Genomic DNA, 23,973 nt, shown 5'->3' with positions numbered 1-23,973 from the left:
TCGGCGGCCGCGCCGGCCCCGTGCCCCGCGCGACCGCCCGTCTCATCCGGATCAGCCGTTCAGCATCTCGTAGGCGGTGGAGGTGGCCTTCTGCTGCTCGCCGGCGGCCGGCGCGACCACCGGGGCGGTGTGGCCCAGGTTGGTGTAGCCGACCGAGTAGTCGTGCGCCTTGACCTTGCCGGCCGCCGGGATCTTGACGACGAGGCTGGTCAGATGGCCGAGGTCGTCGACGACGGCCTCGAACGGCGCCCGCTTGGCCGCCTCGCCGAGAGCCTTGAGGGCGTCGTCCTCGACGATCTCAGCCTCGGTGGCCTTGGTCAGGTCGGTGGTGCCGGTGAAGTTGCCGGGGCTGGTCTGCACGACCGCGTCCGCGTTCTCCAGCAGCAGCTGGGTGTAGCCGGGATCGGTGCGGTCGTCCTCCTCGAGCATCGACTTGTCGTCGAGCTTCGCCGGGTCGAGCAGCATCCACTTCTTCGGCATCTTCGGCAGGCCGGCCACGTTCGGACTGAACGAGATCTTCACCCAGCCCTTCTTCGCCACCAGCCGGATGTCCATCTTCAAGGTGGTGCCGGCCTCCTTGATCTCCTGCGCCATGTTGATCTCCGCGGCCTCGTGCGAGCCGTCGACGACGCCGGACACCGGCGTCACGTTGCCCTTGATCGTGAACGCGTAGGCCTTGGCGTCGTCCGCGGGAACCGCCTTCAGGAGGAGGTCGCGCGGGGCCGTGATGATCTTCTCGGCGGCCGGGCCGGCCGGAGTGGTGGAATCGGCGATCCCGCAGCCGGTGAGCGCGAGGGCGGAGGTGGCAACCGCGGCGAACGCGGCGAGGCGGGTCGAGCGTGCAGTATTCATGGTCGTCTTTCTCGGGGTGGTGGTGGTGTCGCTGCCGACAGATCACAGACTGGAGGACCACGGCGCCCGTCCCGCTGCCGTTATGCTGCTGCCCTCTGCGGTTCCGCTGCCGCAGAAACGTCAGTGCAGGTCAGGGGGCTGCGGTGAGTGACGGCCGCGTGAGCACGCCGCTTCGGTTCGAGATCCTCGGCGAGGTGCGCGTGTGGCGCGACGGTGTGGCGCTGTCGCTCGGGCCGGCGAAACAGCAGGCAGTTCTCGCTGTGCTGCTGCTGCAGGCGGGCCGCCCGGTGCCGACCCATCAGATCGTCGACGCGGTCTGGGGCGACGAGCCACCGGAGAACGGCGCCAACGTCGTGCAGAAATACGTGGCCGGTCTGCGCCGCGCGCTCGAGCCGGACCGCGCGCCGCGCACCCCCGGCGAGTTGCTCGCGCTCACCGGCAGCGGCTACGTGCTGCGGGCCGAGGGCGGCGTGGACGCCGACGAGTTCCAGGCCGCGCTCGCCCGGGCCGAGGCCGAGCAGGCCGCCGGCCGGCTGACCGAGGCTGCCATGACCCTGCGCGGTGCGCTGGCCCTGTGGCGGGGCGAGGCGCTCGCCGGGCTGACCGGGCCGGTCTTCGAGGCGGCCCGCGCCCGGCTGGCCGACGCGCGCGCCACCGCGTGGGAACGCTGGGCCGAGACCGGGATCGTCCAGGGCCGGGCCGCCACGATCCTCCCCGAGCTGGGCCGGCTGATCGAGGAGTTCCCGATGCGCGAGGGCCTGCGGGTGCAGCGGATGCTGGCGCTGCATCAGGTCGGGCGGCAGGCGGAGGCGCTCGCGGCCTACCGCGACGCCCGGGAGTTCTTCCTCGACGAGGTCGGCGCCGAGCCCGGCGACCGGATGCAGGCCGCCCACCTGATGATCCTGCGCAACGACGTCCCGGTCTCGCCGGCCATGCCGCCCCCGCCTGCGCCCGCGCCGGTCACTCCGCCCATGCCAGGGCCGGGGCTCATGCCGATCTCCGTGCCGGCCGCGCCGCCGATCTACTTCCCGCCTGGCCGGGGCGGCAGCGTCGCGTTGGAGATCATCGGCGCGCTGGCCGCCTCCCTGTTCACCTGCGGCTCGCTGGCCTGGGTCTACTTCCTCTACGTCGGCATCCGCCGGCGTCAGGCCGCGGCGCTCGCGGCGGCCGCCTTCTACTTCCTGCTGTTCTCGGTCGGCTTCATATTCTTCTTCGTCATCGACCCGTACGGGAGCGTGGACAGCGAGGAGCTCACCACCCAGGACAACATCGGGATCTTCTACTTCGGCGGGGTGATGGTCGTCGCGGCCGCGCACGGGCTGTTCCTGGCCGCCCGCTCCGACGGCCACCGTCTGCGCGAGCGAGCCCGGCAGTTCGCCATGTTCAATCCCGACCGGGCCCGGGAGATCGGGGTCGGCCGGCCCGACGTGCCCCTGCGCCTCATCCAGGACGGCGGGCTGATCGACCTCAACCAGTTGGGCGCGCAGGAACTCGCCCGGGTCACCAAGCTGCCGGCGCCCCAGTGCGCGGAGATCGAGCGGGACCGGCAGTTACGCGGCCCGTTCTACCGGCCCGAGGATCTGACGATACGAGGTCTGGTCGACGCTCGTGCCGTTCGAAAGCTTGCCGACCGGCTCATCTGTCTCCCGCCGGGGCCGGCACCGGCCCCGGCGGCGTGGCCACCCCGCTGGTCAGCGGGAGCCGGCTGAGGTCAGTTGCCGGCGGGCGACGTATTCCACCAGCTCGATCAGGACGTTGCGGGCGCCCATCTGCTCGCGGGCGTCGAACAGCACGACCGGCACTCCCGGATCGAGGTCGAGGGCCCGCCCGACCGCCTCGGCGCCGAACCGGGGCTCGGCATCGAAGCAGTTGACCGCCACGACGAACGGCGTGCCACGCTGCTCGAAATAGTCGATCGAGGGGAAGCAGTCGGCCAGGCGCCGGGTGTCGGCCAGCACGACGGCGCCGAGCGCGCCCTGCGACAGCTCGTCCCAGAGGAACCAGAAACGGTCCTGCCCGGGCGTGCCGAAGAGGTAGAGCTGCAGGTCCTCGGTGATCGTGATGCGGCCGAAGTCCATCGTCACGGTCGTGGTGGTCTTGCTCTCCACGCCGTCGATGCTGTCGGCTCCCTCGACCCCGGTCAGGATCTCTTCGGTCTGCAGCGGACGAATCTCGCTGACCGACCCGACCATGGTGGTCTTCCCGGCGCCGAAGCCACCGGCAATCAGGATCTTGAGCGCGACCGGGATGCGCGACGATGCGCCGTTGCGGTCAGAGCGCACGGAGTCCATTGACAACCGCCTTGAGTACGTCGACGTCGTGCGGCTTGGAGGCCGCCGGGGGTTCGTACATCGAGATGAGCCCTGCCGAGCGTAGATCACCCAGCAGAACCCGGACCACGCCGACCGACAGGTCGAGGGTGGAAGCCAGCTCGACGACCGGGATCGGCTCCCAGGCCGCGGCCACGATGGCGTCGTGTTCCGGCTGCAGCCGGGCGCCCTGATGGTCGTCGGGCAGGGTCGCCACGACGAACGCCAACATGTCGATCGCGTCGCCGGTCGGCGTCACCCGTCCCTGCGTCACCGCATAGGGACGGACCACCGGACCGGCGTCGTGGTCGAGCCAGTCGTGCGCGAGGCGCGGCGGGTCAGCCGGCATCGGAGGGTGCCACCGCCGAGCGTTCCGGCGCGATCATGTTCTGCCCCACCCGGGTGACGAGCATCGCCATCTCGTAGGCGATCAGGCCGAGGTCGGCGTCACTGGCGGCCAGCACGGCCAGGCAGGCACCCTGACCGGCCGCGGTGACGAAGAGGAAGGCCTGCTCCATCTCGACCACTGTCTGGCGGACCGGGCCGGCCCGGAAGTGCCGGCTCGCGCCCTTGGCCAGACTCTGGAAGCCGGCCGCCATCGCCGACAGGTGATCCGCATCCTCCCGCTTCAGGCCGGTGGACGCGCCCATCAACAGCCCGTCGGCCGACAGCACCACCGCTTGCAGCGCGGTGGGCACCCGCTCGACGAGATCGTCGAGGAGCCAGGTGAGGTTCGCGCTCTGGTTGGTCGTCTGCGTCACTATGCGTCCTTTTCCGGCCTGGTCTCACTGTCGGGCTCGCGGTCGCCGGCCGCGCCTGGTGCTGCCCCTTTTGGTGATGCTGTGCCGCCATCCGCTGATGGCGAGTCGGCAACCGCGACGTTCACGATCGCCGGGAAACTGACGGTAGCCGCATCCTCGAAGGACGCGCCTCCGGGAGATCCCCCGTTGCCCGGATTTTTCGCCTTCGGGCGATCTTCAGACTTGACGTATTTGGACGCATCGATCCGCCCGCGGGTCGTGCCGCTCTGCAGCGCGCTCATGATGCTGCGGATCTGCTCGGGCGAGCGCAGCGGAGCGGTCGGCTCGTCCGCCACGGCCTCGGCCGAACGGCGCAGCTGGGGCACCAGGTTGGCCTGCCGGACCCGCTTGGGCAGACCGTCCTCGGTGGCCTCGGCGGGCGGGGCCGACGTGGGCATCGGAGCCGCCGAGGTCGGCCCGTCGGCCGGGATCGCGGCCGGGGCCCCGGTCGTCTCGGCGAGGTCGGCCGGGCGGCGGACCCGGCGGCGCTGCACCAGGCCGTCGGCGGTCAGTCCCTCCGCGACCGACGACGGCACCGGACCGATCGGCGGGGCCGCCAGCGGCCGGCGCTGGGCCGGGATCGGGCGCGTCCGCGGCTCTGCCGCCGAGATCGCGGTGGCGATGCCGTTGATGGTGAGCGGCCGGCCGTTCGCGGTCAGCTCGCGCAGTTCCTCGGCGCCCTGCCACTGCAGCGCGGCGAGCGAGCGCCGGGACGGGTCGTCGGTGCCCGAGCCGACCAGCGGGCGGTCCGGGCCGGCCGGCAGCTCGGCCGGGCCGGGCGCGCCGACCACCAGCTCGCCCGGGACGAGCACGATCGCGGTGACGCCGCCGTACGCGGACGCACGCAACGACACCCGGATGCCGTGCCGGTTGGCCAGCTGGGCCACCACGAACAGGCCGAGCCGGGCGCTGTCGGCCGGGTCGAAGTCGGGCGGCTCGACCAGGCGGCGGTTGGCCTCGTCGATCGCGTCGTGGGTCATGCCGAGACCGCGGTCCTCGATCTCGACGGCGTACCCGTTCGGGAGCACCTGGCCGGAGACCTGCACCCGGGTGTGCGGCGGAGAGTACGAGGTGGCGTTCTCCAGCAGCTCGGCGAGCAGGTGGATGACGTCGCCGACGGCGCGGCCGAGAACGGCCGAGGACTCGATCGAGCGGATGTCGATCCGCTTGTAGTCCTCGACCTCACTGATCGCGCCGCGGACCACGTCGATCACCGGCACCGGGTTGCGCCAGCCGCGGCCCGGCGCGGCGCCGGCCAGGATGACCAGGTCTTCGGCGTGCCGCCGCATCCGGGTGGCCAGGTGGTCCACCCGGTACAGATCCTCCAGCTCGGCCGGCTCGGTCTCGCGGCGCTCCATCCGGTCGAGCAGGGCGAGCTGGCGGTGCAGCAGCGTCTGGCTGCGCCGGGCGATGTTGAGGAACACCTCGTTGAGGCCGCGCCGGACATTGGCCTCCTCGACCGCCGACCGCACGGCTGTGCGCTGCACGTCGTTGAACGCGTGGCCGAGCTGGCCGATCTCGTCCCGGCCGTACTCCAGCGGGGGTGTCTCGACGTCGACATCGACGTTCTCGCCGCGCTGGAGGCGGCGCACCACGTTGGGCAACCGCTCGGTGGCCATCTCGAGCGCCTCGCCGCGCAGCCGGCGCAGGCGGCCGACCATCGACCGGCCCACCTTGACCGACACGAACACCGAGACGGCGAAGGCGATCAGGCCGAGCAGGGCGGCCAGCAGCAGGCGCAGCAGGATGGAGACGGCGAGCGAGGCGCCCCGGTCGGCGAGCGAGTCGATCGCGTTGTTTTCCAGGTCGCGCAGCTGATCGGCGGACTTCTCGAAGGCCGGGTGCCAGCTGTCCGCGCCGACCGGGGGCAGCTGACCCGCGCGGCTCTGCACGATCAGCCGGTCCATCATGCGGTTGAGCTGGACGAATGCGTCACCGCTGCTGAGCTTCTGATATTGCGCGCGGCTCGCGTCGGGCATGTCCTCGACGCCCTGGGCGAGCAGGAACCGGGCGGTGCCGACGTCCTGCACCAGGGCCGAGCGCAACTCGTCGGTGAAGCGGCCGTTGACCGTGGCGGCGGCCAGCAGCGAGTCGACCCGGCTCAGGTATTCCTGGCCGCGGCCGACCGTGGACAGCGCGCGGATCTGCCGGTCGATCTCGTCGTCGGGGAAGGTCGCGGTGGCCGCGAACATGTCGAAGCCGGCCTGGATCATGCCGTTGTAGAGGCCTTGCGCGCCGATCGGGTCGGGTTCGCGGCGGTCGAAATGCTCGCGCTGCGCAGGGAGCGTGTCGATCTCGGTGAAGAACTGCTCGACCCGCCGGCGCATGGTGTCGCTGCCCTCGCGCCAGGCGTCGCCGTCGCGGGCGGCCGAGCGGAAGTCGCCGATCGCCCGGTCGGTGGCCGCACGCTGCTCGGTGAGCTGGCCGACCGAGGCGCTCGGGTCGGAGAGGAACTGCACGGTGAGGCGTCGTTCCCGCTGCAGCTCGCCGACGATGACCTCGCCCGGGTTGCCGATGGTGTCCGCCAGCGACCGCGCGGACAGCAGGTTGAGCGCCGGTCCGGCGGTTTGCGCCGTCGCGAAGATCCACAGTGCCAGCAGCGCCACGAGCGGCACCGTCACCATGGTGATGATCTTCGAACGGATCGACCAGTTGCGGGTTCTCATCAGGCTCCGCCCGAGGGTTGGCAGGTTCCAGCCGCACGGCCGCCGAGTTGGCGGACATCACCGGCCGTGTGCGCCTTCCGGAGAATACGTAAAACCTTCAAGCAGAGCCACCATCCAGCAATAGGAATATGTGTTAACTGTCCTATTTGTCCGGGGACAGTGGCATCCGCTGCGACAGTCGTTCATGTGACAGACCGGAAACATCCGCTTCCGGAGCGGTGAAAGGGGATTGACGAACGGCAGTGAGTGGGAATACCGGCAATGAAGAAGGAGGAGGCCGATGTCCCCCATACTCACCATCGTCCTGATCATCGTCGTCCTGGTGGTCATCGCCGCGATCGTGTACGGCGTGCAGACCGGCAGACGTAAGAAGCTGCAGAGCACCTTCGGGCCGGAGTACGACCGCGTGGTGGCCGACACCGGCAACCGGACCGAGGCCGAGAAGGAACTGCGCGAACGCGAGAAGCGGCACGCCGAGCTGGAGCTCACCGAGCTCAGCCCTGAGTCCCAGGCTCGGTACCGCACCGCCTGGGAAGAGGTTCAGATCCAGTTCGTGGACAGCCCGGCCGAGGCCGTCGGCACCGCTGACGAACTGGTCACCCGGCTGATCGCCGAGCGGGGCTACCCGACCGGCGAGTACGACGACCGGCTCGCCGACCTATCCGTCGAGCACGCCAGCACGCTGCAGCACTACCGCGATGCGCACGAGATCAGCGAGCGGAACAAGGGTGGCTCGGCCAGCACCGAGGATCTGCGCCAGGCACTGGTGCACTACCGCGCGCTCTTCGCCGACCTGCTCGGCGCCGATCCGGTGTCGACCACTCCTGCTACTACTACAACCGTTCCCGACGAAGCGCCGGCGCCCGCTCCCCGTACGGCCGCCGACACGGACGCCGCCCCCGACAAGAGCCGCTGAGGGAGTCACCTGCCATGAAGTTCTTCTCCAACGAGGCCAAAGAGAACGACCCCGGCTACGACCGCTCGGACGTGGCGACGTCCGATCCGGTGGCCGTGCCGCAGCAGCGGGCCGGGTCGCCCTGGAGCGACACGCCCGGTGAGCCGGCGGCCGACTACCGCGAGCCGCAGCACCGCTCCGACGACGACACCCGGGACGACGAGGATGCCGAGATCGCCGAGCAGGAGCTCCGCGACGACACCAACTCCGATACCGACTCCGTCCCGGACACCAACTCCCACACGGACTCGGACACCAACTCCCACACGGACTCGGACACCGACTCCCACACGGACTCGGACACGGACGCCGTCTCGGACTCGGACACGGACGCCGTCTCGGACACTGACTCCCGCACCGACTCGGATGTCGATCTGGACATCGACGAGCCGCGCGACGAGCACGTCTCCGAGCCGGTCACCACGACGTACGGCCCGGACGGCACCGTGACCAGCTCCGACGAGCCGGTCGACACCGACGACCGGGTCACCACCGAGGACGAGACCGACGAGGACCGGACGATCAAGGACGAGGGGACGTTCGACAGCCCCGAAGCCGTCGAGCCGGCCACCGGCGACTCCCTCGACTCCCTCGACGCCGAGGAGGACAACGGCGACAAGGAGCCCGAGGCCACCGTCGAGGAGCTGCCCGCCGACGAGCCGGACCACGACCTCGACACCGACGAGGACCGGACCGACGCGCTCAACGGCTCGCCCGTGGCCGTCGACCCGGAGCCGGTCCCGGCCCTCGACGCCGACGACCGCACCACCTTCGACGAGGGCGAGGCCGTCGGCACCGTCGCCGCCGTACCCGTCGCCGCGGCCGCGACCCCCGGCAGCGTGCCGGAGCAGCCGCTGGATCGGCTCTTCTCGGACGGCGACTCGTTCGCCGAGCGGTTCCGCGACATCCAGCTGCGCTTCGTGGACACCCCCAAGGAGGCCACCGCCGACGCCGCCGCCCTGGTCGGTGAGGCGGTCGACAAGATCACCTTGGCGCTCAACTCGCAGAAGGACGCCCTCGGCGGCGACTCCGACGACACCGAGCAGCTGCGCGTTCAGCTGCGCGGCTACCGCGACCTGCTCAACCGGCTCACCGGCTTGTAAGCAGTTCTGCTCGGAGAAGGGGAGCCTCGGCTCCCCTTCTTCCGTTTCCGGGGGTTAACGTGCGGTGATGCGCGCCGGCCGCCTCGTGTCGCTCCTTCTGCTGCTGCAGACCCGGGGCCGGATGACGGCGCGCGAGCTGGCCGACGAACTTGAGGTGTCGGTCCGGACCGTCTACCGGGACGTGGAGTCGCTCGGCTCGGCCGGGGTGCCGATCTATGCCGACCGGGGCCCGGCCGGCGGCTATCAGCTGCTCGACGGCTATCGGACCCGGCTCACCGGGCTGACCGAGGACGAGGCGGGCACGCTGTTCCTGGCCGGGATGCCCGGACCGGCGGCGGAACTCGGGCTCGGATCGGTGCTCGCCGCGGCGGAGCTCAAGCTACGGGCTTCGCTGCCGGGTGAGCTGGGCGACCGCGCCGATCAGGTACGCGAGAGATTCCACCTGGACGCGCCCGGCTGGTTCCGCGGCGACGAGCCGACACCGCACCTGTCCACCGTGGCCGGGGCGGTGTGGGGCGCCCGGATGCTGGAGGTCCGCTACCGCCGGTGGAAGGCGCCCCGCGAGGTCACCCGCACGCTGCATCCGCTCGGGGTGGTGCTGAAGGCCGGCCGGTGGTACCTGGTGGCGACGGGCCGGGAGCGGACCACCGCGTACCGCGTCGCGAGCATTCTCGACGCCGTCGTCCTCGACGAGCCGGCCGTCCGGCCGGCGGGCTTCGATCTGGCGGCCTACTGGCAGGAATGGACGCAGCGGTACGAGCGGAGCGTCTACACGATGACCGCCACCGTCCGGATGACCACCACCGCGCTGGAGCTGATGGCTTTCGTCTTCCCGCCGGAGATGGCCCGGGTGGCCCGCGAGTCAGCGGAACCGCCCGACGCGGACGGTCGGCTGGTCACCACCGTCCCGATCGAGTCGATCAAGCACGGCCACATCGAACTGCTGAAGCTGGGCGCGGACGCCGAGGTCCTCTCCCCGCCGGAGCTCCGCGACCGCCTCGCCGAGACGGCCCGGGGCCTGGCCGCAACCTACCTCGCGGTCCCCGCCACCGACTGATCCCCGCCCGCGGCGCCACTGCCGTCGCTCTGCCGTCCCACTGCCGCCGCGCCTGACCAGCGCAAACGAGTCGCGAACAAAGCGCGGCCGCCGCGGCTCGGGACAGCCCCCGGATGCATGGCACGCACGGCGCGGCCGCTGCCAGGCTCGGGACAGCCCGGACGCGCTTCGATCGGTGTCGTTCGCCGACGGGCCGGGTTGGTCAGCCGACCGCTGAGCCGGCGGCGATGCCGCCGGTGTCGCCGCTCTCGGTCAGGCCCGCGCCGGGGCCGCCCGGGGCGCCGCTGCCGTCATCGCCGGACGGCGGGTCGTGCGGGGGCGTGGACCCGGTGGTGGTCTCGGTCGGGGGCGTGGTGGGTGCGGTCGTGGACTCGGTGGGTGGGGTGGACTGCGGCTCGGTGGTGGGCGCGCTGCTCGGGGTCGCCGGCGTGCCGGTGGCGGGCGACGACGTGATGGCGGCGGCCGGAGACGAGGCCGAGGTCAGCGGCAGCACCCTGCCGCGCGGTGTGGCCGAGACCTCCGGCCGGTTGTCGATCGGGCTGTCGCCCGCGCCCGTGCCGCCGACCAGGCGGTCCGGACCAGAAGTGTGCTCGCTGACGACGGCCGGTGGCTTCGGCGGCGCGACCTCGACCGCGCCGAGCCGGACCCCCAACCACATCGCCGGACCCAATCCCACCGCGACGATCGCCCCGAAGAGTGCCGCGGGTCCCCGATTCATCAGTGACCTCCCCCGTGTCAACACGATCATCCGGCCGCATCCCGTGACACCACTACCCATTTCGGAAAACGCCAAGCGAACAACCGCTGAGGCCATTGTGACTGAAGGTGACCGATAGGTTGCTCATTCGTCGTGGATGAGACGTCTACCAGGGGGCACGGAAGCGCACGCCGGGAGGTTCAGCCAGGCCGCTGCCGGTTTCCGCGCAGTTTGCGACACGCTCCGTCAACGGGTCGAAGTGAGGAACACCACAGCATCATCCAGAGCCGTCCAACCGCCCGGCAGCTCGTCGGAATCCAGCGCCGTCCGAACGTTGATCTTGCCGCCGTCGCGCAGGTTCATCTCCCAGGAGCGGCGGCCGTTGCGGGTCGCCGACGCGCCGGCCAGCTCGGTGAACGGCACGAACCGGCTGTCGCCGGCCTCGTTCACCGCGGGCGTGCCGTCGGCCAGCACCCCGTCGGCCGCCAGCCGGGTCAACCGGCGTTTTGCCTCGCCGTTGCGCGAGCGCGGCAGCCCGGGCACCAGCACCAGACCGGTCTCGACCACAAGAAGGTCGCTGCGCACGCCGTCGACCAGCACATTTACCACCCCGCCGAGAACCGGCACCCGGGGCTGCGGGCGGCCCGGCCCGGTTGGCGCGGCGGCGGCCGGGTCGATGCCCATCGCGGCGATCCGCTCCCGGGCCGTGCCGACCGTGGCCGGGTCGGTGGCCAGCTCGGCGGCGCCGGTCAGATCAAGATGAGAGCCGTCGGCCGCGACCACCTCGGCCGTGCCCATCCAGCTGTGCCGCCAGCGCGCCACCCCGCCGTGCAGCGCGGCCAGCGCCAGCAGCAGCGCGATCAGCTCGGCGATCCGGCCGGAGGTCTCCTCGGCCGGCAGGTCGCCGAAGACGGTCTCAGCGATCTTGCGAAGGCGGCCGTCGGCGGCCAGCTCGAGCACGTCGGCGGCGCCCGTCACCGGGCTGCCCGCGACCCGGGCGATGGCCCGCAGCGACGCGTCGGCCTCCCGCTCCATCTCGGCGAGCCGGGCCGCGCCGAAGAACTCGTCCCACCCGGCGACCGTGCGCCCGGACGGCGGGAACGCCACGGCCTGCAGCGCCCGGCCCAGGGCGGGCAGCTCGGGCAGGAGATCGCCGGCCGCGGCCGGCTCGGGGTCGGGCCCCTCGGTGGTCAACGCGGTCAACGCGGCCACCCGCTCGGCGGTCGGCGGATGCGGGTCCCACTCCCCCGGCGGCTCCGGCTCGACCAGGCGCAGCAGCTCGAGCTCGTCGGCGCGGGCGGCAAGCACCCGCAGGAAGCCGCCGAACACGTCGTCCGGCACGACGCCGGCCTGCCAGCCGGGACTCAGGTATTCCGCGTGAAAGAGCTGCTGCAGGCCCTCGAGGACGGGACCGTCGCGCAGCACCCCGGCGGCGGCGCGGCCCCCGGCGAACTCGGCCGCGACCCGGTCGGCGAGCAGCTCCTGCTCGCGGGCGAACGGCGCGTCGACCTTCCGATACCACCTCGCGTAGGCCCGCAGCACCGGACCGGCCGGGCTGCGGCGCGGGATGCGCGGCACGATGCGGGCCAGCGCGGCCCGGCCGCGGTAGGCCAGCGGGGCGAACCGGCCGAGCATCGGCGTGCCGTGCGCCAGCTCGTGCGCGACGGCGGCGCGCAGCCACGTCTCGTCCCAGGCCAGCAGCGCCGGCATGCCGAGGAACAGCTCGCGCCGGCCGGCTCGCAGTCCGGACAGTCGCGGGTGCTCGACGAGAGTCACGGTCGCGCCGGCCACCACGGTCACCGCGTCGGGCGGGCGGACCCCGGCCGCAGTCGCCGCATGGTCGATCATCGACCACAGGGCGGGCGCGTCTTTCCTGGTCACGGGCACACCGGCCGGGCTCGGGCGGCGCAGCCGGAGGGCGCGGACGGTCGCGAACCACAGCAGGCCCGCCGTCGCGATCACCAGCGGGAGGCCGATCCGCACCGCGGTCGCGCCGGGCAGCGCGGACAGCACCAGGAGCACGGCGGCCAGCACCGCCACCACCTGGAGCCAGGCCGTCGCCACGAAACCGGCGAACAAGGCCGCGGAGACCCGTGCATGGCTGCCCTCGCGCACCCCGACCTCCGTCGCTTCCATCGAATCGGACGGGGCACAGCCTAGAACGGGCCACCGACAGAAAACCCAGACGCGGAGTCCGGTGGCGGCAAGAATTAAGGAAGTTTTAGGCGCCGGTCCGCAGGCGGTGACGGAAAGGGATACGGATGGCCACGGCAGTCCTCGACCAGACCCTCGCCTTGGCGATCAAGGGCTATGCCTGGTTGCCGGATCTACGGCGGCGCACGCACGGCGGGCCCGCGCCGATCCGGCTGCTGGGTAAGCCGGCGGTGGCGATCGGCGGGCCGGCCGCGGCCCAGTTCTTCTACGCGGCCGGCAACGTCGAGCGGCACGGCGCGATCCCCGGCATGGTGCTCGACACGCTGTTCGGCCGGGGCGCGGTGCACACCCTCGACGGGCGGGCCCACGAGCTGCGCAAGGCTCTGTTCGTCGGGTTGCTCATGGGCGACGGCCCGGACACGCTGGCCAAGCACGTGGGCGAGGCGTTCGACCAGGCGGCCGACCGGTGGCGTGGCGGGCCGTCGATCGATCTCTTCGACGCCACGGCCCGAGTGATCACCGAGGCGGTCGGGCGCTGGGTCGGCGTACACCTCAATGAGCGCGAGCGGGACGCCCTGGCCCGGGATCTCCTGGCGATGGTTGATGGGTTTGCGACGGCGGGGCCGCGCCAGGCGCGGGCCCGCCTGGCGCGACGGCGCTGGGAACGTCGTTTTGCGCAGGTCATCGAAGAGGTACGCCGTGATGAGCCCGGCCCTGGCGCGCTGTCCACGATCGCGCACCACACGGCCGACGGCTATCTGATGGACGCCCGGACCGCCGCCGTCGAGGTGCTCAACATCATCCGGCCGGCGGCGGCCGTGACCTACCTGGTCGCCTTCGCGGCGCACGCGATGGAACGCCGGCCGCGCATCCGGGCGCGAGTGGCCGACGACGATCGGTACGCGGTCGCGGTCGCCCACGAGGTGCGGCGGTTCTACCCGTTCGTCCCGTTCCTCGGTGGGAAGGCCGCCCGCGACCTCTACTTCCAGCGGACGCCGATCCCGCAGGGAACGACGGTGCTGCTCGACGTCTACGGGCAGCATCACGATCCGCGGGTCTGGCCGGAGCCGTACCTCTTCCTGCCGGAGCGGTTCGTCGACCGGCCGATCGGTGAGTTCGAGCTGATCCCGCAGGGCGGCGGCAACCCGCGCACCGGGCACCGCTGCCCGGGCGAGGAGATCACCGTCGCGGTGCTCGCGACGATCGCCCAGCGGCTGGCCCGGCTCACCTGTTACCTGCCGCCGCAGGACCTGTCGATCGACCTGTCCCGAATTCCGGCCCGGGTGGCCGGCGGGCCGCGGATCGTGGTCGGTTAGTCCAGCCAGTCAACTTCCGCGGACCGGTGGAAGTTGATGCCCTGGGCGGTCCAGCGCGGGCCGAAGGTCGCCAGCCGCTCCCGGAACGACGGCCAGTTGCGGGCCGCGCGCGGGGTCCACCCGATCTCAGCGATCGCGCACAGCCGGGGGAAGGCCAGAAACTGGATGTCGGCCGGCGAGCGCAGTGTCTCCGACCAGAGCGGGGCCTCGACGCCCAGCAGCGACTCCTCCCCCACCCCGGGCAGCCGGTCGGCCGGATCCCAGTCGTAGGAGCGCTGCACCCCGACCACGCCCGCCCAGTCCAGGCCGAGCGGGCTGTCCTTGTCGTACTTCATGTCCAGGTAGCTGCGGTCGGCCGGCGACATGATCACCTGGTGGCCCCGGTCCGCGGCCCGGGCCACGCCGTCGTCGGCCGGCTCGATCCGCCAGTACTGCGCCACCGCGCCCGGCGGCAGGTCCACCGCGGCCATCTCGTGCCAGCCGACCGTCCGCTTGCCGTACTTTCCGGGCATCGGCAGCACCCGGGCCAGGAACCTGCGGTAGTCCTCGGGCGGGGTGGAGAACGCCTCGTCGCCGCCGATGTGCAGGAACGGGCCGGGGGTCAGGGCGGCGACCGTGCGGATGACGTCCTCGACGAAGGCGTAGGTCTCGTCCCGGTTCGCGCACAGCGAGCTGTAACCGACCTCGGCGTCGGTGCGCGGGGACACCGGCTCGCCGTCGCAGGTCAGCTCGGGGTAGGCGACCTGGGCGGCGTTGACGTGGCCGGGGAGGTCGATCTCGGGGACGATCGTGACGAACCGTTGCCCGGCGTACGCGACCAGATCGGTGTACTCCGCCGCGGTCAGGAAGCCGCCGCCGACTCCGCCGACACCGGTGCCCGCGCCGCCGCCGACCTCGGTGAGGCGTGGCCAGCCCGGGATCTCGAGGCGCCAGCCCTGGTCGTCGGTGAGATGCAGGTGCAAGTGATTGATCTTGAACTGGACGATCAGGTCGACGTAGGACTTGATCTCGTCCGGGGTGAAGAAGTGGCGGGCCAGGTCGAGCATCGTGCCGCGGTAGGCGAATCTCGGCTCGTCCTCGATGGTTCCGCCGGGGAGGGTCACCTCGTCCGCTTCGGCCACCGGCAACAGCTGACGCAGGGTCTGCACGGCCGCGAAGAGGCCCTCGTTGCCGCCGGCGCGCAGGGTCACGCCGCCTGCCGCGATGTCGATGCGGTACGCCTCGCTCTTGTCGTACCCCCCGAGCACAATCTCGACCGAGCCGCCGGTCCCGGTTACCGGGACGGGGTGGCCGGTGGCCTGCCGCAGCAGTTCGGCCAGCTGGTCGGCAATGTCCGCGGCCGCGGGGTCGGTGCTCACCGAGACCGTGGGAGACACCAGGAAGTTCGCGGCCGGGTCGGGCCGCACCGAGACCGGGAGGGGGATGACGTCGCCGAGCCGTCTCAAGGTTGCGCGCACCCGAGAAACCTTAAACTGTCTTTCCATGTCGATCACGACCCGTTTGGCCGGGCTTTCCGACGCCGGCATGTTGCATGACCTCGCGGCGCGCACGTTCGGGCTGGCCTGCCCGCCCGGCACGCTGCAGAGCGACATCGACGCGTTCATCGCCGGGAACCTGTCCGCGGAGAGCTTCCGCGGCTATCTCGCGGATCCGGAGCGGATCCTCCTGGTCGCCGAGGAGGACGGCGTGCCGGTGGGCTATTCGATGCTGATCGGCGGGCCGATCACCGACGCGTCGGTGGCGGCCACCGTGGCGGCCGCGGTCGATGAGCGGGTCAGCATCGAGCTGAGCAAGTTCTACCTGGCGCCGGAGCGACACGGCTCCGGGGTGGCGTCGGCCCTGATGACCGCGACACTGGCCGAGGCGGCCGGCGCCGGGGCGGAGTTCTGCTGGCTCGGGGTCAACCAGCGCAACGAGCGGGCCGCGAAGTTCTACGCCAAGCAGGGCTTCGACGTGATCGGAGTGAAGCGGTTCCGGGTCGGCGACGTCTGGCACGACGACTACGTGCGCCTGCGCGCCCTGAACCCGTCAGGATTCGAGAAGCGCGGCGCGAGCGCCCCCTCCTAACGTGGAGATCGACAACCACGCCGCTCCATGAGGGGACGACCACGAATGAGCCCTGCGTCGAAAGCCGGCGAGACCGGACGGTTCAGCGCCCCGGAGCGCGCCGCCATGAAGCAACGTGCCGCCGAGCTGAAGGCCGATTCCCGGCGGGCCGGCGCCGCGGAGAAGGCGGCGGCCGACGAGGCCGCGGTGCTGGCGAAGATCGCCGAGATGCCGCAACCCGATCGGGCCATGGCTGAGCGCCTGCGGACGATCGTCGCCGAGGCCGCCCCGGGCCTCTCGCCGAAGCTCTACTACGGGCAGCCGGGCTGGGCCGAGGCCGGGAAGGTCGTCGTGTTCTTCCGCAGTGGCCAGATGGACAAGGCGCGCTACTCGACGCTGGGCTTCAGCGTCGACGCGCGGCTCGACGAGGCGAGCGGGCTGTGGCCGACGTCGTACGCCCTGGAAAGCCTGACCGCCGACGGCGCCGCGGAGGTGGCCGCGCTCATCCGGAAGGCCGTGGGCTGACGATTGCTCAGGCGGCGACCTTGACCGGGGTCCAGTCGAGGTATTTGCCGGTGCGGTCGTCGCCGGACGAGTGGCCGCGCAGGCGGCGGTTGATCCAGGGCAGGACGTGCTCGCGGTAGTAGCGGGCCTCGGTCAGCACCCCGCCCCGCTCCTCCGGTCCGGCGTCGATCACGTGCGCCTCCGTCGCGTGGCCCAGCGCGGTCAGCACCAGCCCGGCGACCCGGCGGTGACCGGCCGAGTTGAGGTGCAGGCGGTCCGGCGACCAGTAGCCGGCCCGGCGGATCTCCACGTCGTTGAAGACGTCGACGAACGTGAGGTCGTGGTCCTTCACCATCTCGGCGACCGCCGAGGTCAGTTCCTCGCCACGCCGGTGCATGACGCTGCCGAACGGCAGCCGGGCGGACGGATCCGCCCCGGACAGCAGCACGACCCGCACGCCGGCGTCGGCGCAGCGGCGCAGCGCCCGCTCGGTGAGCTTGACCAGGCGGGACATATCGCCGCCCGGTCGCATCATGTCGTTGCCGCCGCCGTTGAGCGACAGCAGCGTGGGCGCCGGCGACAACGACAGCGCGGTTTCCAGCTGCTCCTCGACGATCGCCTGCAACAGGCGCCCGCGGATGGCCAGATTGGCGTACTGCACCGTTTCGCTCTGCCCGGCCGCCAGGCCGGAGGCGACCAGATCGGCCCAGCCCCGCTCGGTGCCGTCCGGCAGAGTGTCCCCGAGACCCTCGGTGAAGCTGTCCCCGATCGCCACGAATCGCGTCACCACAGATCCTCCCGTCGACGGCCGGTATGAGGCTATCCAACCGAACCGGCAAGATCAGGCAACACGTGACGGGGGTCGCTCGGTCAGTTGATCAGCGGACCGATCTCCTCAGCGACGCGCACCACGAAATCGACCGGGTCCGGTTCGTCCACGGTCGGCTGCAGGATCAGCCGGGTGGCGCCGGCGTCGATGAACTCGCGCAGGCCTTCAGCGATCTCGTCGGGCGTGCCGGAGACGCCGGGAACGTCGATGCCGTACCGCTTCTGCTGGTCCAGAAGCCGATCGGCGCCGTCCGGGCCGAACGCGGCCGGCACGAACAGGACCAGCTCGTGCGCGGCCGGCCCGGCCTCGTGCGCGGCCCGCCCCGTCTCGTGGCCGGCCGGCCCCGTCTCGTGCGCGACCGGCCCCGTCTCGTGCGCGACCGGCCCCGTCTCGTGCGCGACCGGCGCGGCGATGTGGCCGAGCGCCGCTGACACGCCGGCCGGGGACGTGCCGCCGGTCAGGATCGTGCCGTCGCCGATCTGGCCGGCCAGCGCGAGCGTCTTCGGCCCGGTCGCGCCCACGAAGATCGGCGGCACCTGGTCCGGCGGCCAGTCGAGCTTGACGCCGTCCAGCCGCACGTACCGCCCCTCGGTGGTGACCGTCTCGCCGCTCAGCAGGGAACGCAGTGCGATCGCGTACTCCCGGAGGAGCGTCAGTGGCGACGCCGGACGAGCACCCACCTGGCCCATCCATTCCTGCACGCCGTGGCCGAGGCCCGGCAGGGCGCGGCCGCCGGACATCCGGCTGAGCGCGGCGACCTCCATGGCGCAGAGGGCCACGTTGCGCAACGGCGTCGGCATGATGCCGATGCCGACCCGGAGATTTTCGGTCCAGGCCAGCGCGGCCGCGGCGGCCGCGACGCCGCCGCTGAGGAAGCAGTCCTCCCAGAGCCACAGCTCGGCGAGGCCGGCCGAATCCGCGGCCTGCGCGATCGCCCGAAGGCTTTCCGGCGGGTTCTGCGGAAGCGCGATCGCGCCGACCCGTAATCATGCGACTCACTCTGCCAGGTCGGCCCGGGCCCGCATCAGCGCGAACCCGAGAAGATTGAGCCCCCGCCACTGCGCCGGGTCGGCCGCGCGCGGGTCGGCCGCGGCCAGGCCGATCCCCCAGATCCGGTCGGTCGGGCTCGCCTCGACCAGCACCCGGGCGCCGGTGCCGAGCAGCCACGTGCGCAGGTCCTCGTGCTGGCCGAACTTGGCCCGGCTCGCCTCGATCACGATCGGGAACCGCTGCTCGACCCAGATCTTCTCGTCAAAGCCGGCAACTCCGCGGCCGAGCATCTTCGCGTCCCGCGGATGCCCGGCCGCCACGATTCGCGCAGCCATTTCGGTGTCGCCGAAGAGCATCGCCTTGCGCCACATCATGTAGTGCTCCGCGCTGCGGAACACCACGCCGTCCACCGTGAACTCGACCGGCCACCACTGACTCAGGCAGCCGGCGCCGATGCTGCCGTCGCGCTGCGGCCGATGGCCCCAGAACAGTAGGTATTTGCGCTGCTCCGGGACGGCGATGAGGTCTTCCACGCGGCTGGGGATCACGCGTCCATTCTGCTGGACCGCGCCACCGCTTTTCGGCTCTGACCACGGCTTGACCACGGCTTGGCCACGGCTTGGCCGAGGCCCGGCGGAGGCTCGGCCGAGGCCCGGCAGAGGCTCGGCCGAGGCCCGGCAGAGGCTCGGCCGAGGCCCGGCAGAGGCTTTGGCCGGCCGCTCGGAAGTCGGTCGAATCTTATATAAGCGCTGCCTTAATCGGTGCCGGAAAATGTCGTAGGCGGTCGATAGCTTCATCGTGCGGATCGGCGCCACGGGGGCGCCGATCCGTCCAAAGCCTGGCCCGGTTCGGGAGACGCCGCTCAGGCTGTGCCGCGCAGCAGGGTCTCGCCCGCCGCGCGAGCGCGATCGCGCAGCTCCGGCGGCGACTCGATGGTGAAGGGCACCCCCATCACGCCGAGCACCATGACCGGCCAGCCGAGATCATCCACGCTCATCCGAAGCCGGCATCCCTCCACAACAGATGAACTGTCGGCCGCTCCGGGAGACAGCGGCTCGACCATGCCCCAATGACCGACCACCGCCCGCACCGTCTCGGGCGGGGAATGGAGGACTATCGAAACCTCGTGGCGGGCCGGAATCGCGGCCATCCGGGAGCGCAGCCAGGCGACCGGGTCCCCGCCGGGGATGTCGCGGGGGCGGAAGCGGGCGCCCGTGGCGGCCGGGTCCGCGAGGCGGTCGACGCGGAAGCTTCGCCAGTCGGCGCGGTCCAGGTCCCAGGCGATCAGGTACCAGCGGCGGCCCAGGGAGACCAGGCGGTGCGGCTCCACATGCCGGGCCGAGAGGTCCTGTTCGCGGGCGGTGTAGCCGAAGCGCAGGCGTTCCTCGCCCCGGCAGGCGAGGGCCAGCGTGGTGAGCACTTCGGCGTCGAGGGTCGGGCCGCCGCCGAAGACGCCGGGGGCGGTCACGGCCTGGAGCGCGTCGACCCGGCGGCGCAGCCGGGGCGGGAGCAGCTGGATCACCTTGGCCAGGGCCCGGACCGAGATCTCCTCGAAGCCGGCCACCGCGCCCGCCGCCGAGGTGCGCAGCCCGACCGCGATGGCGACGGCCTCGTCGTCGTCCAGCAGCAGCGGCGGCACCGCGGCGCCGGCCTGCAGTTGATAGCCGCCGGCGGCGCCCCGGTTGGCGTCCACCGGGTAGCCGAGGTCACGCAGGCGCTCCACGTCCCGGCGGAGCGTGCGGGCGCTCACCTCCAGGCGGCCGGCCAACTCGGCGCCGGGCCAGTAGCGGTGCGTCTGCAGAAGGGAGAGCAGACGCAGCATCCGGGCGCTGGTGTTGGCCATGACCCCAGAGTCCACCACATTGCGGCCACAATCTGTCCGCAACCGGCACAGGGCCGTGTTGGGTGCGATCAAGTGTGCGGGTGGCCGCTAACGTCGAGCCGCGCGGTGACTAGAACGCGGAGGGGCGCATGTTCGGGTGGCGGCGGGGTGGGGCGGCGGAGATTCTTCCGCGGGCGATCGGGCGGCTCATCGAGGGAATCAGCCCACGGCCGGAGCGGGCGCTTCCTCGGCAGCGGCGGCACAATCCGGACGCGGTGGTGGACTGCGCGGTCTACACCGCGGGAGTCCGGCGGCCCGGCGGGCTGCACTACACCGAGGCGGCGCGGGTGGCCCGGCGGCGCGGCACCTACGTGTGGCTCGGGCTGCACGAACCGGACCTGGCGATGATGCGGTCGGTCGCCCAATCGTTCGATCTGCACGAGCTGGTCGTCGAGCAGAGCGTGGAGGGTGGGCACCGGCCGACCCTGGAGACGATCGGCGACGTGAGCCGGCTGGTGCTGCGGACCGCCCGCTACGTGGAGCACGACGAGCTGACCGCCACCTCCGAGGTGGTCGACACCGGCGATGTCACGGTGCTGATCGGCAGCTGGTTCGTCATCACCGTGCGGCACGGCGCGGCCGGGGCGCTCTGGCCGGTGCGGCAGGACCTGGAGAAGCGGGCCGCCGTGCTCAAGCTCGGGCCGTGGGCGGTGGCGTACGCGATCGGCAACCGGATGGTCGACGACTACCTGGACGTGGCGGCGGCCGTCGAGCGGGACCTGGAACGCCTCGAGGAGGAGACGTTCGCACCGGAGCGCTCCCCCGAGATCGCCCACTTCTATCAGCTGAAGCGGGAGATGGTGGAATTCCGGCGGGCGGTGCTGCCGTTGCAGGAACCCCTAGCCCGGCTGCTCGATCTGACCATCCTGCCGATCGGCCTGCGCCCGTACGTCGTCGACGTGCAAGGCCGCCTCGCCCGGGCCGTGGACCGGGTCGCCGGCTTCGACGACCTGCTCAACTCGATCCTGCAGGCACGCCTCGCACAGGTGTCGATGGACCAGAACAACGACATGCGCATGATCGCCGCATGGGCCGCGATCGCCGCCGTCCCCACGGTGATCGCCGGGATCTACGGCATGAACTTCGCCCACATGCCCGGCATCAACTCGCCGTACGGCTATCCGGTCGTCATCGCCGTGATCGTCGTGGTCTGCGGCGGGCTCTACTGGCGGCTCAAGAGGGCCGGCTGGCTCTGAAATCCGCCGAACGGTCACTGACAGCTACCACTATTTCGCTGCATCCACTCCGGACGGAACGCCCGATCTCACCCGCTCTCCCGTAGAGGCCGCTACGCCGAGTAACTAGCGTTGATACCCGGTGACTACGAGCTTGATCGGGGTGAGAGTGCGTGTCCGCGACTGATCTCACGGCCAGCGAGCAGGCCAGGTTGCCCTTCGAGACCATCCGCACGGTCGGGCCGCTCTACGGTGTCACCGCGGAGCGGATGCGCAACGCGCTCACCGGCCTGCACGCCGCCGACCCGAAGCACCGGGCCGTGTCCCGGCTCGACCGGCCCGGCCAGCAATGGGAGCACCTGGACGCGGAGACGTTCGCGCTCCACGTGAACGCGGCGGTCAGCGACCTGGGCGACTGGACCGTGGACGTCGACGAGATGACCACCCGCCTGCAGGCCGAGCCGCGCGGTCTTCACCCGCTGCGCATCGTCGTCGGGGCCGGTTACGTGGCGCTGAAGGTGGCGCATGCGTACGGTGACGCCGAGCCGATCAACGAGCTCCTGCACGAGCTGATCCACGCTGCCGCCGAGGACCGGGCCGCAACCTTCCCACCGGCCCGCCATCACATCCGGTATCCGCTGGTCAGGGCGTGGTGGCAGCGGTTCGGCCTGTGGCCGGACCGCGAGGTCGTGGCCGCACTGCCGGCCGGCCCCGAGGTGCGGGACTGGTCTCCGCAGCTCACCGCGCGTAGCGATCGCTCCGGCGAGATCCTGCGACACATCCGGGAGTGGCGCGATCGGGCGGCACCGGGAGTCACGACGACGGCCATCACGTTCGCGGCCTTCGCGGCGGCCCTGCGCGACGTGGGTCTCGAGCCCGATCTGAGCGGCGCGGTCGTGCACGTCGACGCGCGGCGCTACCTCGACCACCACACCCGCATCGACAGCAACTTCAGCACCGCCGTTCGCCTCAGCCCGCGCGATCTGACCGACCCCCGCGAGGTCGGCGAGACCCTGCGGGCGGAGCTGGCATCCGGCCGCGTGCTCGGGATGATGCTGCGGGAAATGAGCCGGATCGCGATCACCGGATCGTCCGGGACGCCAGGGCCGTACCCCAGCCGGATGTCCGAAAGCCCACGCCCGAGGCTCACGCTCAGCAATCAGGGCCGTCATGACATTCTGTCCGACCTGCCCTGGACCGTTGACGCCGCATCACGCGCAAATCTGAGCGTCCCCACGCACAGCGACCCCGAAGGCATCACGCTTACCACCAGCGAACTGGACGGCACTCTCCATCTGGAGGCGACGTTCCACGCTTCGACCTACGACCCGGAACTGATCAGCCGGGCGCTCGATGTGGTGTGCACCAATCCGGCGGGCATTCTGGCCCGCGTCCGCGCCGATTTCGGGCGCGCGGGCTGAATCAGGACCTGCGCCCGGCCGGTATTGCCCCCCAACCGGCCGGGCGCATCCCTTTTTATGTGTTCGGCGAGATCCCCGCGATGTGAGTCGCCGGCGAAATCACCGGGTAGAAACGTGCTATCGGCGCCGCGGTCGGCCATGCGCAATGACCGGCACCGAGCTCGGCCGCGCGCCTGTCTCCGGCAACGGCCGGAGCCGATCCGGCACCAACTTCCGCGCCAGCCGAGCCTAGAAGCCGGCGACGCAAAGGTGGCGCCTTTCCTCAATTTGCCCAGCGGTCGCACCGGGAACCACCTGGCGATCGACCAACCGTCGACGACGCTCCGCGCTCACCACGCCGAGCGGTCGGCTTACGCTTGGCGCCAATCTCGGCCCTTTTGCGAGTACGCGAGTCGGGTCCCCGCCGGGTTGACAGTTCCGCCATTTCGGGTTCATCGCAGGCCGCGTCCGGGCGAGGCAATTGCTTGCCGACCGGGCCGCGAGTCCGGCATTCGAGCTTCACCGATTCGTTCTGGCTGCCCGCCGCCAGATCAGCGCTGTCCGCGGGCGGCGGAGGTGACCGCCGCCGCCCGGGACCAAAATGTTGCAAGCCGTCGACTACCGGTTGATAGACCGGAGTCGGTCAGTTCACGCCGGCTTGTTCGGGCCGCCGCGCCCCGAACCGTTGTGCCCCGGCTCCTGGTCCTGGCCGCCCTGACCCGGGTTGGCGGGCTGGTCCGGGTTGGCGGGCTGATTCGGGTTCGTCGGCCGGCCCGGTCGCACGGGCCGGTCCTGGTTGGCCGGCTGAGCCGGGTTAGCGGGCTGAGCCGGATTAGCGGGCTGAGCCGGATTAGCGGGCTGAGCCGGATTAGCGGGCTGGTCCGGCTGAGCCGGGTTCGCAGGCTGGTTGGGCTGAGCCGGGTTGGCGGGCTGGTCGGGCTGAGCCGGGTTCGCAGGCTGGGCCGGGTTCGCAGGCTGGGCCGGGTTCGCAGGCTGGGCCGGGTTCGCAGGCTGGGCCGGGTTCGCAGGCTGCGCCGGCTGCGCCGGCTGCGCGGGCTGCGCGGGGTTCGCGGGCTGCGCCGGCTGCGCGGGGTTCGCGGGCTGCGCCGGCTGCGCGGGCTGCGCGGGGTTCGCGGGCTGCGCGGGGTTCGCGGGCTGCGCGGGGTTCGCGGGCTGCGCCGGATTCGCCGGCTGGTTCGGCCGGCTCGGCCGGTTCGGCCGACCTGGCTGGTCCGGCG

The 23,973-nt window shown here is 71.7% G+C and carries 22 protein-coding genes; 10 read left to right on the top strand and 12 right to left on the bottom strand.

Features of this window, described 5'->3' with window-relative positions:
* Positions 1 to 51 precede the first annotated feature (51 nt).
* Positions 52 to 852: a hypothetical protein gene (locus tag AB0E90_RS21565; RefSeq protein WP_360408159.1), complete on the bottom strand. Its 801-nt coding sequence runs from the start codon at positions 850 to 852 to the stop codon at positions 52 to 54.
* 158 nt (positions 853 to 1,010) lie between these two features.
* Between AB0E90_RS21565 and AB0E90_RS21560 the strand changes: the two genes are divergently transcribed.
* Positions 1,011 to 2,561 carry a BTAD domain-containing putative transcriptional regulator gene (locus tag AB0E90_RS21560; protein ID WP_360408157.1) on the top strand — a complete coding sequence of 517 codons (1,551 nt, stop codon included), beginning with the start codon at positions 1,011 to 1,013 and terminating at the stop codon, positions 2,559 to 2,561.
* Here the strand turns inward: AB0E90_RS21560 and AB0E90_RS21555 are convergent.
* From AB0E90_RS21555 to AB0E90_RS21540, 4 genes are read right to left on the bottom strand one after another with little or no spacing between them, the layout of a single operon-like run.
* On the bottom strand, positions 2,544 to 3,143 hold the full coding sequence (locus tag AB0E90_RS21555) for an ATP/GTP-binding protein (protein WP_360408155.1): 600 nt from the start codon (positions 3,141 to 3,143) through the stop codon (positions 2,544 to 2,546). The two genes, AB0E90_RS21560 and AB0E90_RS21555, sit on opposite strands and share 18 nt — an antisense overlap.
* Positions 3,124 to 3,510 (bottom strand): DUF742 domain-containing protein, encoded by a 387-nt coding sequence (locus tag AB0E90_RS21550; RefSeq protein WP_360408153.1) that lies wholly within the window; start codon positions 3,508 to 3,510, stop codon positions 3,124 to 3,126. The genes AB0E90_RS21555 and AB0E90_RS21550 overlap by 20 nt, the downstream gene beginning before the upstream one ends.
* Positions 3,500 to 3,925: a roadblock/LC7 domain-containing protein gene (locus tag AB0E90_RS21545; RefSeq protein ID WP_360408489.1), complete on the bottom strand. Its 426-nt coding sequence runs from the start codon at positions 3,923 to 3,925 to the stop codon at positions 3,500 to 3,502. Before AB0E90_RS21545 ends, AB0E90_RS21550 begins: the two co-directional genes overlap by 11 nt.
* A complete protein-coding gene (locus AB0E90_RS21540; RefSeq protein ID WP_360408150.1) occupies positions 3,922 to 6,627 on the bottom strand; it encodes a nitrate- and nitrite sensing domain-containing protein in 2,706 nt (901 codons plus the stop codon). The genes AB0E90_RS21545 and AB0E90_RS21540 overlap by 4 nt, the downstream gene beginning before the upstream one ends.
* A 280-nt stretch (positions 6,628 to 6,907) precedes the next feature.
* Here AB0E90_RS21540 and AB0E90_RS21535 point away from each other — a divergent pair, with 280 nt between their 5' ends.
* The 3 genes from AB0E90_RS21535 (at position 6,908) to AB0E90_RS21525 (ending at position 9,742) form a co-directional block, all read left to right on the top strand.
* A complete protein-coding gene (locus AB0E90_RS21535) occupies positions 6,908 to 7,543 on the top strand; it encodes a hypothetical protein (RefSeq protein ID WP_360408147.1) in 636 nt (211 codons plus the stop codon).
* 14 nt (positions 7,544 to 7,557) lie between these two features.
* Positions 7,558 to 8,685: a hypothetical protein gene (locus AB0E90_RS21530; protein ID WP_360408144.1), complete on the top strand. Its 1,128-nt coding sequence runs from the start codon at positions 7,558 to 7,560 to the stop codon at positions 8,683 to 8,685.
* Between the two features lie 67 nt (positions 8,686 to 8,752).
* Positions 8,753 to 9,742, top strand: a complete 990-nt coding sequence (locus AB0E90_RS21525; protein WP_360408141.1) for a YafY family protein — start codon at positions 8,753 to 8,755, stop codon at positions 9,740 to 9,742.
* Positions 9,743 to 9,944: 202 nt separating this feature from the next.
* On the opposite strand, the gene AB0E90_RS21520 is transcribed toward AB0E90_RS21525, so the two are convergent.
* A complete protein-coding gene (locus AB0E90_RS21520; RefSeq protein ID WP_360408138.1) occupies positions 9,945 to 10,460 on the bottom strand; it encodes a hypothetical protein in 516 nt (171 codons plus the stop codon).
* Between the two features lie 225 nt (positions 10,461 to 10,685).
* Positions 10,686 to 12,575 (bottom strand): M48 family metallopeptidase, encoded by a 1,890-nt coding sequence (locus AB0E90_RS21515; RefSeq protein WP_360408135.1) that lies wholly within the window; start codon positions 12,573 to 12,575, stop codon positions 10,686 to 10,688.
* Between the two features lie 125 nt (positions 12,576 to 12,700).
* Here AB0E90_RS21515 and AB0E90_RS21510 point away from each other — a divergent pair, with 125 nt between their 5' ends.
* Positions 12,701 to 13,909, top strand: coding sequence for a cytochrome P450 (locus tag AB0E90_RS21510; protein ID WP_360408132.1), 1,209 nt, complete (start codon positions 12,701 to 12,703; stop codon positions 13,907 to 13,909).
* Here the strand turns inward: AB0E90_RS21510 and AB0E90_RS21505 are convergent.
* Positions 13,906 to 15,366, bottom strand: a complete 1,461-nt coding sequence (locus AB0E90_RS21505) for a beta-N-acetylhexosaminidase (RefSeq protein WP_360408129.1) — start codon at positions 15,364 to 15,366, stop codon at positions 13,906 to 13,908. The two genes, AB0E90_RS21510 and AB0E90_RS21505, sit on opposite strands and share 4 nt — an antisense overlap.
* 25 nt (positions 15,367 to 15,391) lie before the next feature.
* Here AB0E90_RS21505 and AB0E90_RS21500 point away from each other — a divergent pair, with 25 nt between their 5' ends.
* Together AB0E90_RS21500 and AB0E90_RS21495 are read left to right on the top strand one after the other, a co-directional pair.
* Positions 15,392 to 15,976 (top strand): GNAT family N-acetyltransferase, encoded by a 585-nt coding sequence (locus tag AB0E90_RS21500; RefSeq protein WP_360408126.1) that lies wholly within the window; start codon positions 15,392 to 15,394, stop codon positions 15,974 to 15,976.
* 45 nt (positions 15,977 to 16,021) lie between these two features.
* Positions 16,022 to 16,480: a DUF1801 domain-containing protein gene (locus tag AB0E90_RS21495; RefSeq protein ID WP_360408123.1), complete on the top strand. Its 459-nt coding sequence runs from the start codon at positions 16,022 to 16,024 to the stop codon at positions 16,478 to 16,480.
* 7 nt (positions 16,481 to 16,487) lie between these two features.
* Here AB0E90_RS21495 and AB0E90_RS21490 read toward each other — a convergent pair whose 3' ends face one another.
* The 4 genes from AB0E90_RS21490 to AB0E90_RS21475 all read right to left on the bottom strand — a co-directional run bounded on the left by AB0E90_RS21490 (position 16,488) and on the right by AB0E90_RS21475 (position 20,121).
* Complete coding sequence (locus AB0E90_RS21490) at positions 16,488 to 17,246, bottom strand: SGNH/GDSL hydrolase family protein (protein ID WP_360408120.1); 759 nt, start codon at positions 17,244 to 17,246, stop codon at positions 16,488 to 16,490.
* Positions 17,247 to 17,329: 83 nt separating this feature from the next.
* A complete protein-coding gene (locus tag AB0E90_RS21485) occupies positions 17,330 to 18,259 on the bottom strand; it encodes an LLM class flavin-dependent oxidoreductase (protein WP_360408486.1) in 930 nt (309 codons plus the stop codon).
* A 24-nt stretch (positions 18,260 to 18,283) separates the two neighbouring features.
* Entirely contained in the window at positions 18,284 to 18,826 is a 543-nt protein-coding gene (locus tag AB0E90_RS21480; RefSeq protein ID WP_360408117.1) for an NADAR family protein, read from the bottom strand.
* 314 nt (positions 18,827 to 19,140) lie between these two features.
* Positions 19,141 to 20,121 carry a YafY family protein gene (locus tag AB0E90_RS21475; RefSeq protein ID WP_360408114.1) on the bottom strand — a complete coding sequence of 327 codons (981 nt, stop codon included), beginning with the start codon at positions 20,119 to 20,121 and terminating at the stop codon, positions 19,141 to 19,143.
* Between the two features lie 128 nt (positions 20,122 to 20,249).
* On the opposite strand from AB0E90_RS21475, the gene AB0E90_RS21470 reads away from it, so the two are divergent.
* The 3 genes from AB0E90_RS21470 to AB0E90_RS21460 form a co-directional block, all read left to right on the top strand.
* Complete coding sequence (locus AB0E90_RS21470; RefSeq protein ID WP_360408111.1) at positions 20,250 to 21,356, top strand: magnesium and cobalt transport protein CorA; 1,107 nt, start codon at positions 20,250 to 20,252, stop codon at positions 21,354 to 21,356.
* A 152-nt stretch (positions 21,357 to 21,508) separates the two neighbouring features.
* Positions 21,509 to 22,756, top strand: coding sequence for a hypothetical protein (locus tag AB0E90_RS21465; RefSeq protein ID WP_360408108.1), 1,248 nt, complete (start codon positions 21,509 to 21,511; stop codon positions 22,754 to 22,756).
* Positions 22,757 to 23,422: 666 nt separating this feature from the next.
* Positions 23,423 to 23,973: hypothetical protein (locus AB0E90_RS21460; protein ID WP_360408106.1), on the top strand; the 551-nt coding region annotated here is incomplete at its 3' end.

Source organism: Actinoplanes sp. NPDC026619 (assembly GCF_040638295.1).
Classification (GTDB): Bacteria; Actinomycetota; Actinomycetes; order Mycobacteriales; family Micromonosporaceae; genus Actinoplanes.
The sequence above is the reverse complement of the archived record's forward strand: the minus strand, read 5'-3'. Positions and strand labels throughout refer to the sequence as shown.

Excerpts from the sequence above, each read along its gene's own strand:
- AB0E90_RS21525 (WP_360408141.1), top strand. The coding sequence starts at position 8,753 with ATGCGCGCCGGCCGCCTCGTGTCGCTCCTTCTGCTGCTGCAGACCCGG.
- AB0E90_RS21535 (WP_360408147.1), top strand. The coding sequence starts at position 6,908 with ATGTCCCCCATACTCACCATCGTCCTGATCATCGTCGTCCTGGTGGTC.
- AB0E90_RS21530 (WP_360408144.1), top strand. The coding sequence starts at position 7,558 with ATGAAGTTCTTCTCCAACGAGGCCAAAGAGAACGACCCCGGCTACGAC.
- AB0E90_RS21550 (WP_360408153.1), bottom strand. The coding sequence starts at position 3,510 with ATGCCGGCTGACCCGCCGCGCCTCGCGCACGACTGGCTCGACCACGAC.
- AB0E90_RS21555 (WP_360408155.1), bottom strand. The coding sequence starts at position 3,143 with ATGGACTCCGTGCGCTCTGACCGCAACGGCGCATCGTCGCGCATCCCG.
- AB0E90_RS21495 (WP_360408123.1), top strand. The coding sequence starts at position 16,022 with ATGAGCCCTGCGTCGAAAGCCGGCGAGACCGGACGGTTCAGCGCCCCG.
- AB0E90_RS21500 (WP_360408126.1), top strand. The coding sequence starts at position 15,392 with ATGTCGATCACGACCCGTTTGGCCGGGCTTTCCGACGCCGGCATGTTG.
- AB0E90_RS21540 (WP_360408150.1), bottom strand. The coding sequence starts at position 6,627 with ATGAGAACCCGCAACTGGTCGATCCGTTCGAAGATCATCACCATGGTG.
- AB0E90_RS21470 (WP_360408111.1), top strand. The coding sequence starts at position 20,250 with ATGTTCGGGTGGCGGCGGGGTGGGGCGGCGGAGATTCTTCCGCGGGCG.
- AB0E90_RS21515 (WP_360408135.1), bottom strand. The coding sequence starts at position 12,575 with ATGGAAGCGACGGAGGTCGGGGTGCGCGAGGGCAGCCATGCACGGGTC.
- AB0E90_RS21475 (WP_360408114.1), bottom strand. The coding sequence starts at position 20,121 with ATGGCCAACACCAGCGCCCGGATGCTGCGTCTGCTCTCCCTTCTGCAG.
- AB0E90_RS21510 (WP_360408132.1), top strand. The coding sequence starts at position 12,701 with ATGGCCACGGCAGTCCTCGACCAGACCCTCGCCTTGGCGATCAAGGGC.
- AB0E90_RS21520 (WP_360408138.1), bottom strand. The coding sequence starts at position 10,460 with ATGAATCGGGGACCCGCGGCACTCTTCGGGGCGATCGTCGCGGTGGGA.
- AB0E90_RS21565 (WP_360408159.1), bottom strand. The coding sequence starts at position 852 with ATGAATACTGCACGCTCGACCCGCCTCGCCGCGTTCGCCGCGGTTGCC.